General features: G+C 41.9%; 15 protein-coding genes. 6 read left to right on the plus strand and 9 right to left on the minus strand.

The annotated features are described in order from the left end of the window. The first annotated feature begins 323 nt into the window (after positions 1-323). The gene (locus I6L24_RS11065) at positions 324-1,490 is read left to right on the plus strand and encodes an MFS transporter (RefSeq protein ID WP_216986003.1); all 1,167 of its coding nucleotides are present in this window, start codon (positions 324-326) and stop codon (positions 1,488-1,490) included. A gap of 16 nt (positions 1,491-1,506) precedes the next feature. Here the strand turns inward: I6L24_RS11065 and I6L24_RS11070 are convergent, their stop codons facing one another. Both I6L24_RS11070 and I6L24_RS11075 read right to left on the minus strand, forming a co-directional pair. Next, positions 1,507-2,997, minus strand: coding sequence for an amidase (locus tag I6L24_RS11070; RefSeq protein ID WP_216986004.1), 1,491 nt, complete (start codon positions 2,995-2,997; stop codon positions 1,507-1,509). Between the two features lie 46 nt (positions 2,998-3,043). Continuing rightward, positions 3,044-4,474 carry a sensor domain-containing diguanylate cyclase gene (locus I6L24_RS11075; RefSeq protein WP_216986005.1) on the minus strand — a complete coding sequence of 477 codons (1,431 nt, stop codon included), beginning with the start codon at positions 4,472-4,474 and terminating at the stop codon, positions 3,044-3,046. A gap of 314 nt (positions 4,475-4,788) precedes the next feature. On the opposite strand from I6L24_RS11075, the gene I6L24_RS11080 reads away from it, so the two are divergent. Then, entirely contained in the window at positions 4,789-5,232 is a 444-nt protein-coding gene (locus I6L24_RS11080) for a hypothetical protein (protein ID WP_005100815.1), read from the plus strand. Between the two features lie 53 nt (positions 5,233-5,285). Here I6L24_RS11080 and accC read toward each other — a convergent pair whose 3' ends face one another. Genes accC through aroQ form a run of 3 tightly spaced genes read right to left on the minus strand, consistent with a single transcriptional unit; the run spans position 5,286 to position 7,557 of the window. Beyond that, entirely contained in the window at positions 5,286-6,650 is a 1,365-nt protein-coding gene (accC, locus tag I6L24_RS11085; RefSeq protein ID WP_216986006.1) for an acetyl-CoA carboxylase biotin carboxylase subunit, read from the minus strand. Between the two features lie 18 nt (positions 6,651-6,668). After that, entirely contained in the window at positions 6,669-7,085 is a 417-nt protein-coding gene (gene accB / locus I6L24_RS11090; protein WP_005107117.1) for an acetyl-CoA carboxylase biotin carboxyl carrier protein, read from the minus strand. Between the two features lie 16 nt (positions 7,086-7,101). Continuing rightward, a complete protein-coding gene (aroQ, locus tag I6L24_RS11095; RefSeq protein WP_005246503.1) occupies positions 7,102-7,557 on the minus strand; it encodes a type II 3-dehydroquinate dehydratase in 456 nt (151 codons plus the stop codon). A 959-nt stretch (positions 7,558-8,516) separates the two neighbouring features. On the opposite strand from aroQ, the gene ybaK reads away from it, so the two are divergent. The 3 genes from ybaK (at position 8,517) to I6L24_RS11110 (ending at position 10,983) form a co-directional block, all read left to right on the plus strand. Further along, positions 8,517-8,984: a Cys-tRNA(Pro) deacylase gene (ybaK, locus tag I6L24_RS11100; RefSeq protein ID WP_044108365.1), complete on the plus strand. Its 468-nt coding sequence runs from the start codon at positions 8,517-8,519 to the stop codon at positions 8,982-8,984. 193 nt (positions 8,985-9,177) lie between these two features. Continuing rightward, positions 9,178-10,431: a YncE family protein gene (locus I6L24_RS11105; protein WP_216986007.1), complete on the plus strand. Its 1,254-nt coding sequence runs from the start codon at positions 9,178-9,180 to the stop codon at positions 10,429-10,431. A 69-nt stretch (positions 10,432-10,500) separates the two neighbouring features. Next, on the plus strand, positions 10,501-10,983 hold the full coding sequence (locus I6L24_RS11110; protein ID WP_005246495.1) for a hypothetical protein: 483 nt from the start codon (positions 10,501-10,503) through the stop codon (positions 10,981-10,983). 113 nt (positions 10,984-11,096) lie between these two features. Here I6L24_RS11110 and I6L24_RS11115 read toward each other — a convergent pair whose 3' ends face one another. The 4 genes from I6L24_RS11115 to tusD are packed head-to-tail and all read right to left on the minus strand — an operon-like array spanning position 11,097 to position 12,484. Next, positions 11,097-11,408 (minus strand): TusE/DsrC/DsvC family sulfur relay protein, encoded by a 312-nt coding sequence (locus tag I6L24_RS11115; protein ID WP_005246493.1) that lies wholly within the window; start codon positions 11,406-11,408, stop codon positions 11,097-11,099. 14 nt (positions 11,409-11,422) lie between these two features. Beyond that, the gene (locus I6L24_RS11120) at positions 11,423-11,707 is read right to left on the minus strand and encodes a DsrH/TusB family sulfur metabolism protein (RefSeq protein ID WP_004646886.1); all 285 of its coding nucleotides are present in this window, start codon (positions 11,705-11,707) and stop codon (positions 11,423-11,425) included. 13 nt (positions 11,708-11,720) lie between these two features. After that, positions 11,721-12,071 (minus strand): hypothetical protein, encoded by a 351-nt coding sequence (locus I6L24_RS11125; protein WP_071851348.1) that lies wholly within the window; start codon positions 12,069-12,071, stop codon positions 11,721-11,723. Positions 12,072-12,115: 44 nt separating this feature from the next. After that, entirely contained in the window at positions 12,116-12,484 is a 369-nt protein-coding gene (gene tusD, locus I6L24_RS11130) for a sulfurtransferase complex subunit TusD (RefSeq protein WP_004280211.1), read from the minus strand. Positions 12,485-12,554: 70 nt separating this feature from the next. On the opposite strand from tusD, the gene I6L24_RS11135 reads away from it, so the two are divergent. Next, a complete protein-coding gene (locus tag I6L24_RS11135) occupies positions 12,555-13,565 on the plus strand; it encodes an NAD-dependent epimerase/dehydratase family protein (RefSeq protein ID WP_071851346.1) in 1,011 nt (336 codons plus the stop codon). The last annotated feature ends 112 nt before the right edge of the window (positions 13,566-13,677 follow it).

A 13,677-nucleotide genomic window follows, 5' to 3' on the forward strand; every position in this document is an offset into this window, starting at 1 on the left:
GAAAATTCTTTGGACATACTTTAGCCATAAAATAATGATAATGTCTGTGTAATTATCGATCTTCAGATTTAAAGTCCATCCAACTCCTTTCTAAAAATGTTTCCATTCTTTATCGTGTGCTCAATATAGAAGCCGATTTATGTTCTTACTTTAATTTAACTCAGCACAGAGTTTTTTACTTTAGCAAAATTTAGCCATAAACTTATGAAAATTTATTTTTAGAATAATGCGAGATGCTCGTAGAAAAATCAAGAGTCGTCGAATACAGTGCTATAGAAATTTATTGAGTTTAAAATTTTGAAAATATTAGGATATATAAATCAATGCCAGTTCTAGCAATCCAGCATAGACTCAGTGGATTTTACTTTTTTTACTATGCCATTGTTGGGGCATTCATGCCTTTTTGGAGTCTGTATCTTGAAGATCAAGGCTTCAATTATCAGGAAATCGGGATTTTATCTTCTATTGCGATTGTTACCCGATTCTTTGCTCCCTTAATTTGGGGCTGGATTGCAGATAAATCCGGTAAACGCATGCTGCTGGTGCGTATTGCCACCTGGATGGAAGCCTGTATCTGGTTCATGATTTTTATCATTCCCAATAGCTTTCAGTCCGTAGCTTTACTGATGCTGATTTTTAGTTTCTTTCAGAATGCCATTCTGGCACAGTTTGAAGGGGTGACTTTGTTCTGGCTCGGGGAAAAAAGAGCAGAACTCTATGGCAAAGTACGAAAATGGGGATCTGTCGGTTTTATTATTGGTGTATTCGGCTTAGGCGCCGTCTTTGAAATTATTAGTATCAGTATGTTGCCAGTGTTGTTGCTGTGTATTTCATTTCTGGCCTTTCTCTGGTCATTTACCATTAAAGAACCCACGACAGCACCTACCGCACAGAAACAGCTCGAACCCTTATGGCCGATATTCAAACGCCCAGTCGTCTATAGCTTTTTCCTGATTGAATTGATTCTGCTATTTTCACATGCGCCGTTTTATAGTTTTTATAGCAATTATCTCAGTCAGGCGGGATTTAGCACCACTCAGATCGGCTTGCTGTGGTCAGTCGGGGTCATTACGGAAATTATCATGTTTGCCTATGCGACGTTCTTTCTGACACGCTGGTCATGGCGTCATCTGGTCACGCTATGCTTGTTAATGACTGGATTAAGATGGTTAATCGTCGGGGTCTTTCCTACTTCATTCATGGCACAGTTTTTTGCTCAAACGATTCACGCTTTAAGTTTTGGTTTATTTCATATGATCGCGATGCGGGTGATTTTTCAGAACTTCTCTGCAGGGCAGCAAGGGCGTGGACAAGCGCTATATAGCACGATGTGGGGCATTGGTGTGGCGAGTGGCAGTATTCTGGCCGGCCATTATTGGGATCAAGTCGGCGGCACATCTATTTTTATCGCTGCTGCAGCATTGACCTTGCTTGGCTTGTTACTGATTTTCGGATTGCCAAATAAAGTCGAACTGCAAAAACAGGCTTGAAAATATTATCTCAACATTAAATACGGATTTTGGCGTATTGCCCAAACCACGGTTGTGCCTGCTCCAATTGGGCTGCCAGTTGTAGTAGCAGATCCTCACGGGCAAATGGTGCAATAAACTGTGAACCGAGCGGCAGGTTTTGTTCATTCCAGTACAGCGGTACAGACATCGCCGGGAGTCCGGTAATATTGGCCAGTTGCGTGAAAGGCACCCATTTTAGATTTTCTTTCACAATCTGGTTTACTAGTTTCCCTTGCGCCAGCAAATGTGCTTTATTTAGTTTCAATAAAGCTTTAAGAATCGGTTTCTGCCAGTTTGGTGTTTTGACCTCACCATTTTTCGGCGCCACTGTCGCCGTTGCAGGCGTTAGATAGAGGTCATAATTATCAAAGAAATGATTCATCTGGGTCACATACTGGCCCCAGTTATTCAGGTTCTGGATATAATCAATCGCGCTGGTTTTGGCCCCAAAAGCCGCCAGTGCTAAAGAGTCCAATTCAAAATCATTTGTTTTAGACGGATAGCCTTTCTGGATTTCATCCAGCATAAATGAAAATTGGCTAAACCAGGTGGTAATAAAATCCTTGGCCAGTTGCATTCCATCAATGGCTGGGCGGTCTTCGACCACCTCATGGCCCAAAGATTCTAGCAATTTGGCTGTTTTTTCAATGGCTTTAATGGCATCCTGGGAAACAGGTGTGCCAATCGTAGAATAAGTGCTAAACGCAATTTTCAGTTTTTTTGGCGGTTGCTGAATCACATCCAGATAATGATGCTGTGGACGCTGAATCTTAAACAGTGAACTATGATCTTCACCATGGGTGGCATCCAGCATTGCAGCACTATCACGCACCGTTTTGGTTAATACATGCTGAATCGCAGCGCCATGCATAGCTTCACTCATTTGCGGTCCCCAAGGCGTGCGGCCACGACTCGGTTTTAGGCCAAACAGGCCACAATAGGAGGCAGGGATACGGATCGAACCGCCACCATCACCAGCACCCGCAATTGGTACAATTCCGGCCGCCACAGCAGAAGCTGAACCACCTGATGAGCCGCCGCTATTATGCTGTAAATTCCACGGATTTTTACAGCTGCCCCAGGCATCCGGTTCAGTAATCCCTTTAATGCCAAATTCAGGGGTATTGGTACGTCCAAAAGTCACAATCCCGGCTTTTTCCCAGCGATTGACAATCTCGGCATTGGTTTCGGCAATATAACCGATCCGTTTTAAGCCCTGACAGCCATAAGAAGTCGGATAACCGGCATATTCCTGAAACAGGTCTTTAACCAGAAAAGGCACACCGGCAAAAGGTCCGGACAGATTTTGCTGGCTCCGTTTCAATGCATGCTCATGCATCGGAATAATAATTGCATTTAGCTCGGGATTGGCAATTGAGCTACGCTCTAGTGCAGCAGATAAAAGTTCACTTGAATGTACTTGTTTATTGGCGACCAGATCAGCCAGTCCTAAACCGTCATATTGCAGATATTCTTCAAATTTCATTGCCATTCCCTAGTGTTGCTGATTCAAGGTTGTAGATCATTTAGGCTCAAGATGCAAGCACCACCTGATTTCGCCCACGATGTTTGGCCTGATACAAGGCTTGATCTGCAATATTGATCAGGTTTTGCAGGTCTTGGGCCTGCGGTTCATTTTGATGAGTGATGCCCACACTCACGGTAATATACAGGGGCGATCCATCTGATTGATAAATCGGGGTTTTTTCCACCAGATCACGAATCCGTTCTGCAATAAGACGTGCTTCTGATGGTTCGGTATTCCAGAGTAACAGCACAAATTCTTCCCCACCAATTCGTGCAAACAGATCTTCAGCACGTAAATTGCAGCGAATGATTTCCGCAAAATGTTGCAGCACCTTGTCACCGACATGATGGCCAAAATCATCGTTCAGACGTTTGAAATGATCAATATCCAGCATGATGACCGAAAATTCCATTCTGTTGGCATATTGCAGTAAATATTCACCTTTCTGAAAGAAAAAATGACGGTTCATGGTGCGGGTCAGACTGTCATGATTGGCCAGATAGAGAACCCGTTTAAACAGCTCATTGCGGTTTTGACTAATAATACAAAGAATAAGCGGCGATAAGGCCAGCATAAACAGCCCGATCCGGAGCGAAATATAAATCGTAGAATCTGCCAAGATGTCATGCGTTGTGGCATAAAACCGCGTCAGGCTGTAATAGGTTAAAATAGTCACAAACGCATTAATCAGTGTCATGCTAAACAGGCGATAGGTTAATGCGGCCCAGATCAGCGCAGCCAAAGGATAGAGCAGGGTGCCCGGACCTGAAAAAATATTGGTGATGATGACACAGAGTACGACTGTAGCTGCGGGCAGAAAATAACTGAAATGATGACGCTTTTGACGGCGGTTTTTAAACAGATACTGCATATCCTTGATTCTGGGAAAGGCCAGAAGCAAAGGTAATACCACGATATAATTGACCATCTCGCCCGTCCACCATAGACCAAAATTAATCCATAAGTTTTCTTTGGTCATGAATGTATTGGGTAAGTTTGGCAGGGTGGCAACTGCAAAAGCAGCGCTGGCCAGACAGCCCGCAAAAGCGAAGATGCCAAATAAATGAACGAATGTATAACCAGTATTATAGTATTTGTAATTAATCTTGAAATATCGAATAAAAAATATCGAGACAATAGTGCTGATCAGATTAGACAGGGTAAGAAACAAGCTTTGTAATAGGCTGTTTCCGGTGACGAGATCTGCAAACATAAAAGCACTGAATGCACCAAGCCAACCTCCCACATTATTTAAATGTGGAAAGCGTAAGAACAGGGCTAACAAGGCAGCATTGGCCGGCCACAATAAGGCCAGGTACTCAATCGGTCTGGTTGCGATCCCAATAAAACAACAGACTAAAACAGCGAAAACAATGACAAAATAAGCATAGGTTTCATGATTTAATTGTTGTTCTGTTATTCGAGCTAATTGCAAATTTAAAATCCTATTCAAATTTCTAAGTGTGAATGATCACTTTGTTCAGCAACTAAGTTTGACCTAAAATATAATTTTATTGTTTGATTAATCTGTTATTAATACGAACTATTAAGATTCTTATATACGAAATATATACAAAAACAGTCAGAAAGGAAATCCATGTTTTTAAACAATGTGATAAATAATTTCTGACTCTGTATTGAAATTGCGTTAGAGCGGGACACGATCCCAAAAAATATGATAATTTAGAATCAATTGTTAACAAGATGCCGGTAAATATGAAAAAAATATGTCTTAGCCTTATCTTACTCATGAGCTCACCTTGGCTAATGGCGACAGAAAATAAAAAACCAGCGAATGCTCCTGCTAAAGCTGCTGAAATCCCAAATACATTTACTGTGAAAACCCGTCCGGAAATTGTCGGATTGTGGGGAATGGAAATCCCGAATAATAAAAAATGTATCGAATATTATAATTTTAAAGGCAATAATAATGTGGTGATTAAAAGTGGCGATGAGTGGACGTCGGGGCTATATGACTATCAGCCGGCACAGGATCCTTCGCAGCAGATTCCAGCGCTGATTCTGCAAGTAAAATATGACAATAATGAAAAAGACTGTTCAGGCAATCAGGTGGATCAGTCTGGTGAAATTTCGCAGTATTTTGTCAAATGGCAAAACCCTTATACCATTAACTTCTGTGCCAATGAAAAAGCCGAGCAATGTTTTGCCGTGCTCAGACGCGTATTGCCTTAAATTGCACACAATAAAAAACCGCTGAATGACAGCGGTTTTTTATGAGCTTTGATTTAAGCTTTGTCTTCAGCACCTTCAAGCTGCTTTAATAAATGCTTCTCTAGGTAATGAATATCCATTGCCTGTTTGCAGAAGTTTTTATCCTGAAGGATTAAATCTTTGTGTAAAGGAATATTGGTTTTAACGCCAGTCAAAATCATTTCTTCCAAAGCATTTCTCATTCGAGAAATAGACGTCTCACGATCCTTACCATGCGAAATCAGTTTGGCAATCATTGAATCATAATACGGTGGAATGCTGTAGCCTGGATAAACATGCGAATCTAAACGGATACCTGCGCCGCCTGGTGCATAGAAGTTGTCAATCTTGCCTGGTGAAGGCAGGAAGGTCGATGGATCTTCTGCGTTAATACGGCATTCAATCGCATGTCCTAAAACCTTGACGTCTTCTTGCTGAATATCGAGACCTAAGCCGCCAGCAATACGCAATTGCTGTTCGATAATATCGATCCCCGTGACCATTTCAGTCACCGGATGCTCAACCTGAACACGCGTATTCATTTCAATGAAGAAGAACTCATCATCTTCAAACAGGAATTCGAATGTACCTGCACCACGGTATTGCATCAATTTACACGCATTGACACAGGCTTCTAGAATATCAGCACGTGCTTGCTCTGGTAAGTTCGGTGCTGGTGCTTCTTCCAGTACTTTTTGATGGCGACGCTGTAGCGAACAGTCACGATCATACAGATGAATCGCATGGCCATTACCATCAGCCAGTACTTGCACTTCGACGTGACGTGGCTTTTGCAGGAAACGTTCCATATAGACCGTATCATCACCAAACCACATTTCCGCATCACGCTGTGCAGCCTGAACAGATTCAAGCAGGGTATCGACATTTTCTACGATACGCATACCACGACCACCACCGCCAGAAGCAGCTTTTACAATCAGTGGAAAACCGATCTCTTTGGCTTCAGCGAGTGCATTGTGAATCGTTACGGCATGGTCGCAGCCTGGTACTGTTGGTACACCAGCTTTTTTCATGGCAATAATGGCAGAAACCTTGTTCCCCATTAAACGGATATGTTCCGGACGTGGACCAATAAAGATAAAACCAGAATTTTCCACGATTTCTGCAAATTCTGCATTTTCAGCGAGGAATCCATAACCAGGATGGATTGCATCTGCGCCGGTAATTTCAGCAGCTGTAATAATCGCAGGAATATTCAGGTAGCTGTCACTGCTCGCACCAGGGCCGATACATACTGCTTCATCACAGAAACGTAAATGCATCAGGTCCTTGTCTGCGTCAGAATAGACACCTACAGTTTTGATCCCTAAAGTTCTGCAAGCACGGGTGATGCGTAACGCAATTTCACCACGGTTTGCAATTAAAACTTTTTGCAACATTATAAATCCCCGGGGTGATTAAGCGCGGTAGCGGAAAAGTGGTTGACCGAATTGAATCACTTCACCATTTTTCACCAGAATTTCTTCAATCACACCGCTTTGAGTTGCTTCTATCGGGTTCATGATTTTCATTGCTTCGATAATACCGAGCGTATCGCCTGCAGAAACGGTCTGGCCAACTTTAACAAAGGTCGGCTCACCTGGGCTTGGTGCTGCATAGAACACGCCGACCATTGGTGAAGTTTCAACAGCACCGCGAGGAGATTTTGCTGCTGGCGCTTCGGCTGCTGGTGCAGGCATCGCAGGAACAGCTGCTGCAACCACTGGATTACGACGAGTTAATGCAATCGATTGATCGCCTTCTTTAACTTCGATCGCCTGTAAGTCAGATTCAATCATCAAGTCGATGAGTTTCTTGATTTTACGGATATCCATGAGACAGTATTCCTAATTAAGATTGTGTAGAAGGTTGTATTTTTTCAATGATATAGTCGAGGGCAGCAGCATAGCCTTTTGCACCTAGACCACAGATCACGCCGATGGCTTTATCGGACAAGTATGAATGATGTCGGAATGCCTCACGTGCATGCACATTAGACAGATGGACTTCAATGAAAGGAATGGCAACGCCAAGGAGGGCATCGCGAACAGCAACAGAGGTATGGGTCAATGCTGCTGGATTAATAATGATATATTGAATGCCGTCTTGCTGGGCTTGATGAATTCGGTCAACAATGGCACCTTCCCAGTTGCTCTGGAAAGTATCGAGTTGTAAGGTAGCTTGTTGAGCCTGAGCAATCAGCTGCTGGTTAATATCGTCAAGACTAAGGTGACCATAAACTTCCGGTTCGCGCTTCCCAAGCAAGTTTAAATTCGGTCCATGAATAACCAAAATGGTCGAACTCATCCAGCATGCTCCAATTAAAAAGTATCGGGGTTTGTTTGCAAGATGTCTGCAAACTCTGCTTATTATTGCATGATTTTCTACATTACTATTTATAATTTCTTTGAATTAACGTAGAAAGCATATAGCAAACAGTGGCGCTATAATGAAAACTTTGCAGAGATTTGGCAATGTTAAAAAATTACAATTCGCTGGGTATTCAGATTATTTTCATTGTAAACCCAATTGGCAAAAACAGTTAATATCCTTTATGTAACTGTATCTTCATGTTAACGCTAAATTCTTCCTTTTAGTGATATTTTTAGTTTTGAACAAGAGTTGTCTGGCTGATTTTACTGCAATGTTCGACTTCTATAGCATAGAAAACTCTTTACATTCTGACTTTAGAGTTGTGCTGATGATCCTCTTTATATATAAGCTATCGACCGTTTCTCAAAACTTGACGAAAATTTAAAAATATAAGATAAGACAATATGTTAATGATATTTTCTCTTATTGTACTTGGATTTTCCTAGGTCTATTCTTCCAATATATTGGAATTAATTACATCATTTTCAATTCAAGTATTCATGACAGACACTGTACAAGAATCTATTTCTTCTTCCGGAGATAAAGGTTAAATCTCAGCGGGTTTAAGATAAAACGCTCGACTTATATGCCTCGTATTTATAGACGCATGAAATGACGAATGTGTTCATCTTCAAGCCTTCTACACAGTGAAGCCATTAATCGCCTAACGCTTAGATAGTGGCAAAAACACATACATTTGTTGATATTTTGCTCGTCATCATCTTTGCAGAAGAGTTCAAAAGTATTGAAGAGCGTAAAGATTGAACCAAATAGGTCTGATTGAAGCGGAATACGGGCTTAAAGCAAAATTTGCTCTGTAGTTGCCTCATCTAAATTAACTTCTTGAGCTAATCTTTATATAATCATGCGATTCATCTCAAACAAGACTTTCTATGACACCTGCATGCAAACTATTAAAAGCCAATAAAATTGAATACAGCATTCATGAATATGAACATGATGCCAATGCCAAAAGTTTCGGGCTAGAAGCTGCTGAGAAATTGGGGCTTTCGGTGGAAGAAGTCTTTAAAACTTTATTAGTCACGGATGATAAACAGTATTTTGTTGCCATATTGCCGGTACATCATCAGTTAAATCTGAAAAAAGTAGCCCAGGCTGTGGGATGTAAAAAACTCCAGATGGCAGATCCTAAACATGCAGAACGTTTGACCGGTTATCTGGTTGGCGGAATTAGTCCCATTGGCCAAAAGAAACGTTTAAAAACAGTGATTTGTAGTAGTGCAAATCGACTTGAAAAAATGTATGTAAGCGGTGGAAAAAGGGGACTTGATATTGGATTAAAACCGGCTGATCTTGCCAAAGTGCTCAATGCACAGTTCGTCGATGTGCTGGATACATAAAATCAAAGTACGATGATCACCTAAATTCATAGAACCTGAAGTAATAAATTTAAAATAGCTGCATATTTTTTGGTCGGAAATAACAGTAAATCATTTTATACGTTTGTATATTAGATAAGTTAAAACACAGCCTGGCTGTGTACACAACAAGGAATGAAAACAAAAATATAAATTATTATGCAGAGCATAATGGATGAAAATTCAAAATAAAAAATGGCCACGGTTCTGTCTGACATTATCTGCGATGGCGATGCTATCTGCGTTGCCAAGTGTACAGGCCGCTTCTGCGCCTTCAGCTGTACCTGCCAATTCACAGCAGGTTTTCTTTGTCGGAAATAATTGGGATGGCACGGTAACCGTGATTCGTCCATCGGGTGATTTTGGCAAAATTGGCGTCATTAACATGATTCCTGATCGTAAAGAGCGCCTTAAAGAAATTCACCTGAATCCAATCAAACTGATTGCTTATACTTATATCCAGACCACAGCCGGTGAAGGCAATGACCAACTGGTAGATGATATCTACTCGACACCAGACGGGCAGTCAGTCGTTGCATCACGCCCAAGTTTCGCCGATGTGGTATCGATTAATATCAAAACCGGCAAGATTAACTGGCGGACGCCTGTAGAAGGCTTCCGTGCCGACCATATGGCGGTATCACCAGATGGGCAGCGGGTCGCCGTATCTGCATCTTCAGGAAATGTGGTGCATGTATTGGATATCCATACCGGTAAAGAGTTGGGCCGTTTCAGCACTGGCGACAAACCGCATGAAAACATTTACTTCGATGGAGGCAACAAGATTCTGAACTCTGCTATCGGCAATGTGGAAACATCGATGGATGCACAGTGGCAAGATTTTACTAAAGGTAAGCGTTTTATCACTATCGCAGATGCCAATACGCATCAGGTGGTAAGAAAAATCGATTTCAGACCTGCACTGGATGCATTTGGCCGCAAAGATTTATCCAATTCAGTGAGACCGATGGTATTTAGTAAGGATGAAACCAAACTGTATGCCCAGGTTTCATTTTTTAATGGTCTGATTGAATATGATCTGAATCAGAACAAGATTAGCCGGATCGGACAACTCTCTGGCAGTGACAGTATTCCGAAAGACCGGACAAAATGGGTCAATGATTCGCGTCATCATGGCCTATCAATCAGTGCTGATGGTGAAAAGCTCTGTGTCGCTGGTACCATGGATAACTACGCTACGATTGTAGATCGCAAGACGCTGACTGCCGGGAAACTGATTTCTGCAGGTAAACCTTATTGGGCAACACGAAGCCCGGATGGTCGTAGCTGTGTGATTTCAGAAAGTGAAACCGATGTGGTCACAGTGATTGATTTTGCCACAGGCAATAAAGTGCTGAGTGTGCCTGTAGGAAATCATCCACAACGCGTCCGGATTGGATATGCACCAGCAGACTGGTCAACGCCGTAGTCAATCGTCGATTAGCGAAAAAGACAGCTTTTTGATAAAGGTTGTCTTTGTTGAGCTGAGGACATAAAAATGAATGATAAAACAATTCTGTTCTATGTAATACTCGGATTGCTATTGTTTGGGACTTTAGTCGGTATTGGCTATCAGGTACGACAAGAAATCTATCGGACGAATTTTACTGATCAGACCCATTCTGATCCGGTCCTGCCAGCTGAAAAATCGGCAAGCTATATATCTGTTAACTCTCCTGAGAATAGTCAAACTACGAATAAGGAACAGAATGATACGGTTGCAAAGCAAAGCGAATTATCAAAGCAACAAGAACAGTTATATCTGGACTTTACTCAGATCATTAACGCTTTAAGTGAGGGACAACGACCAGATCCTCACCAAGTCAGTTTGTTGATCACTCAGCAGCAAAAACTGGTAGAGGCCCAACTGGTGAGCAAGGCCGAAGCGAAAGCACAAATTGATTTTCTGATTAAGGTTCTGCCTGAAATGGATCATGAATTGCATCGGGCATTGCGAGTATTAGAACAAACTCGAATTTGAAAAATTAGATCCAGATGCATCTTTCATTATTCTAAGCCTAAAAATTGCTCTCATAAAAAAGCCCAAAATATGATTTGGGCCTTTAAATACATACTTTAAAAAGCTAAGTATCTTTATAAACAGTTCGCAGGCTTGGGTACACCAGCCAAACGGCTTAAGTGACGGGCCACCAGACCAGTATTAAACTTTTCTTGAAGCATGGCATTATTGATATCGGCACTGACAGTTTTCATTAAAAATTTAATCAGTGGTCGTGTTGCTGGTGAATGACCAAACTGCTGATAGAACTGACGTACCGCTTGCAGAATTTCAAAATGCCAAGGAGTTAAGCTCAGTTTCAGACTATCGGCCAGCACTTGAGCGACTTCTTCATTCCAGATGGTATAGTCAACCAGATGGCCATCTTGATCCAATTCTAAATTCATATCTAACTCATTTATTATTTCATTGAAATGCAGCGATTAAACTCGAGGCAAAGATCTGCAAAATCCGCATAATTCAAAAGCTTTATCTGATCAGGCAAAGGCTGTACTAATAACTCCGCATCATTTTTCAGTATGTGAATTTTCGGCAAGCTTTGAAGAAATGAATGCTCTAGCAGCAAAACCGCTTCACCCATCAGCACGACCTGATCACCCATTGTATAAGTTTGAGCCAGTTGCTCTAGGATCTGCGCTGTTGCCGAATAGCTGGATTGGATCAGGTAAAGTGTATGATTTGACATTTGTATATCCTTCTTACCAATACAACACATGATCAAAGCTTTGAATAAATTCAGAATTAAGCTCAATAAATTCGATTTCTTGTTCGCTCTGTGTCACAAATGGGGAATTCTGGTTTTTCTGCTCAATCAGAAATGGAGTGAGATCATAAAACTCGAAACTGTCGACCATATTTGATGCCAGTTTGAATGCATGATGCACCTGGTCAAATTGCAGCTCTGAACGCAGCAGACTAAGGGCAGCACCTTGTAGCAGGACTTTAACTTCTGCGCCAAAGGTTGCCAGGACCATGGTAGCTGACAGGCTTTCATGCACCTGCAGGCTGGTCAGATTGGCTTGGGTTAATATAACAAGTACAGATTTCACACAAGATTCCTTGGAAAAGCAACACATTCTAAAAAATGAAACATCTAGAATTGAATGAGACGTTGTGAGGACTGAACAGCATCGGCAAGTTCACCTAAACCGACCAATTCAAAGGCATCTGCCAGATTATGCTGCTGAATATTGTGACGTCGAGCATTGTCCAGATCTGTAATTCCACGTGCCAATGCTGCACTTACACAGACCGGGAGGCGAATCTGTAGCGCTTGCCATGCATGTGTAAGATGACGTTGATCGTCGGGTACCCATTGCAGTGCATTTGCGACCGATACGCCGTCCTGATAGAAGAATACACGGAATGCTTCCTGTTTATCTTGCAAGGCCTGAGCCAAACCCAGGGCATGCCAGGCATAAATGGAAGTCGGTGCGGAGGTAACAAGAATTAAGGTGCTCATCGAAATTCACTACAGGCTTGATCAATAGCAACAGATTGATCTTGGCTTCATCAGAAAGTAGGTAGTATAAATGATTTTAGTGACGGGTGGATTAGGCTTTTTAGGCTCACATATTGCTTTAAGTCTGTTAGCACAAGGACTAGAGGTCATTGTGGTCGATAATTTGGCCAATGCTAACTTACAGATTCTGGAGCGCCTCGAATTTATTTCTGGTATGTATGTACCTTTTATCAAAATTGATATTCGCAATACGCCAGCATTGAACAAAGTCTTTGAGCAGCATTCGATTCAGGCTGTGGTGCATACCGCAAGTTTTAAATCATTGGAAGAATCAGTATTAAAACCACTTGAATATTATAATGATAATGTTAGCTGTATTATGAGTCTCATGCGTGCCATGCAGCGTACCGGCGTGCGTCATCTGGTACATTTATCCAGTCTGGCGGTATATGGACAATCTGGTGCAGACTTAAGCGAAGATCTGCCTTTTAACTTCACTTATCCGAATCCCTATATCAAATCGCAACAAATGGTTGAGGAAATTATCCGGGATACTGCCAAAACTGATAATGAATGGCGGATTGCGATCCTACGTCTGTCCAATATCGCCGGCGCCTTTGAACACGGTGTGCTGGGGGAAGCGGTGCCACCTTTACCGAAAAATATTTTGCCTTTGGCGATGCAGGTCGCTGCACAGCAACGTGAATATCTGGAATTACGCCGTCAGGCCCATACTGCGGATGGCACAGTAGAACGCAGTTTTCTGCATGTCGCAGACTGTTGTGATGCCGTGATCAAGTCCTTGCAATGGCTATCACAACAGCAGGAATTAAAATGTGAAGCCTTTAATATTGCCGGTGAATTGATTTCCATACAGGATTTACTAGATCAGCTGGCTGAAGTGACTCAGTCTGCAATCAAAACCATGGATGCTCTGCCATACCCACATGCGGAAATGGATCAATTGGGGGCGAACATTGGAAAAGCGCGAAATATCCTACATTGGCAACCTCAGCGTTCACTCAGAAAGATGCTTGAGGATGAATGGTTGTTTTATCAGAATATGCTCAGAGGGCAGTAAGTAAGAGTATTCAACTCATATTTGATAATAATTATCATTTACATGGTTGCTGTAATCAATTACTTTAAATAAATAGATTAAATCATTGATATAGAAATTCCTAAGATCAGTA

It is taken from the genome of Acinetobacter lwoffii (assembly GCF_019048525.1).
In the GTDB taxonomy this organism is placed as follows: Bacteria; Pseudomonadota; Gammaproteobacteria; order Pseudomonadales; family Moraxellaceae; genus Acinetobacter; species Acinetobacter lwoffii_K.

What these genes read in the sequence shown, in the direction of transcription:
- tusD (WP_004280211.1), bottom strand. Translation starts at nt 12,484, where the DNA reads ATGAGCACCTTAATTCTTGTTACCTCCGCACCGACTTCCATTTATGCC.
- I6L24_RS11135 (WP_071851346.1), top strand. Translation starts at nt 12,555, where the DNA reads ATGATTTTAGTGACGGGTGGATTAGGCTTTTTAGGCTCACATATTGCT.
- I6L24_RS11115 (WP_005246493.1), bottom strand. Translation starts at nt 11,408, where the DNA reads ATGAATTTAGAATTGGATCAAGATGGCCATCTGGTTGACTATACCATC.
- I6L24_RS11110 (WP_005246495.1), top strand. Translation starts at nt 10,501, where the DNA reads ATGAATGATAAAACAATTCTGTTCTATGTAATACTCGGATTGCTATTG.
- I6L24_RS11070 (WP_216986004.1), bottom strand. Translation starts at nt 2,997, where the DNA reads ATGAAATTTGAAGAATATCTGCAATATGACGGTTTAGGACTGGCTGAT.
- aroQ (WP_005246503.1), bottom strand. Translation starts at nt 7,557, where the DNA reads ATGAGTTCGACCATTTTGGTTATTCATGGACCGAATTTAAACTTGCTT.
- I6L24_RS11065 (WP_216986003.1), top strand. Translation starts at nt 324, where the DNA reads ATGCCAGTTCTAGCAATCCAGCATAGACTCAGTGGATTTTACTTTTTT.
- accB (WP_005107117.1), bottom strand. Translation starts at nt 7,085, where the DNA reads ATGGATATCCGTAAAATCAAGAAACTCATCGACTTGATGATTGAATCT.
- ybaK (WP_044108365.1), top strand. Translation starts at nt 8,517, where the DNA reads ATGACACCTGCATGCAAACTATTAAAAGCCAATAAAATTGAATACAGC.
- accC (WP_216986006.1), bottom strand. Translation starts at nt 6,650, where the DNA reads ATGTTGCAAAAAGTTTTAATTGCAAACCGTGGTGAAATTGCGTTACGC.
- I6L24_RS11120 (WP_004646886.1), bottom strand. Translation starts at nt 11,707, where the DNA reads ATGTCAAATCATACACTTTACCTGATCCAATCCAGCTATTCGGCAACA.
- I6L24_RS11105 (WP_216986007.1), top strand. Translation starts at nt 9,178, where the DNA reads ATGAAAATTCAAAATAAAAAATGGCCACGGTTCTGTCTGACATTATCT.
- I6L24_RS11080 (WP_005100815.1), top strand. Translation starts at nt 4,789, where the DNA reads ATGAGCTCACCTTGGCTAATGGCGACAGAAAATAAAAAACCAGCGAAT.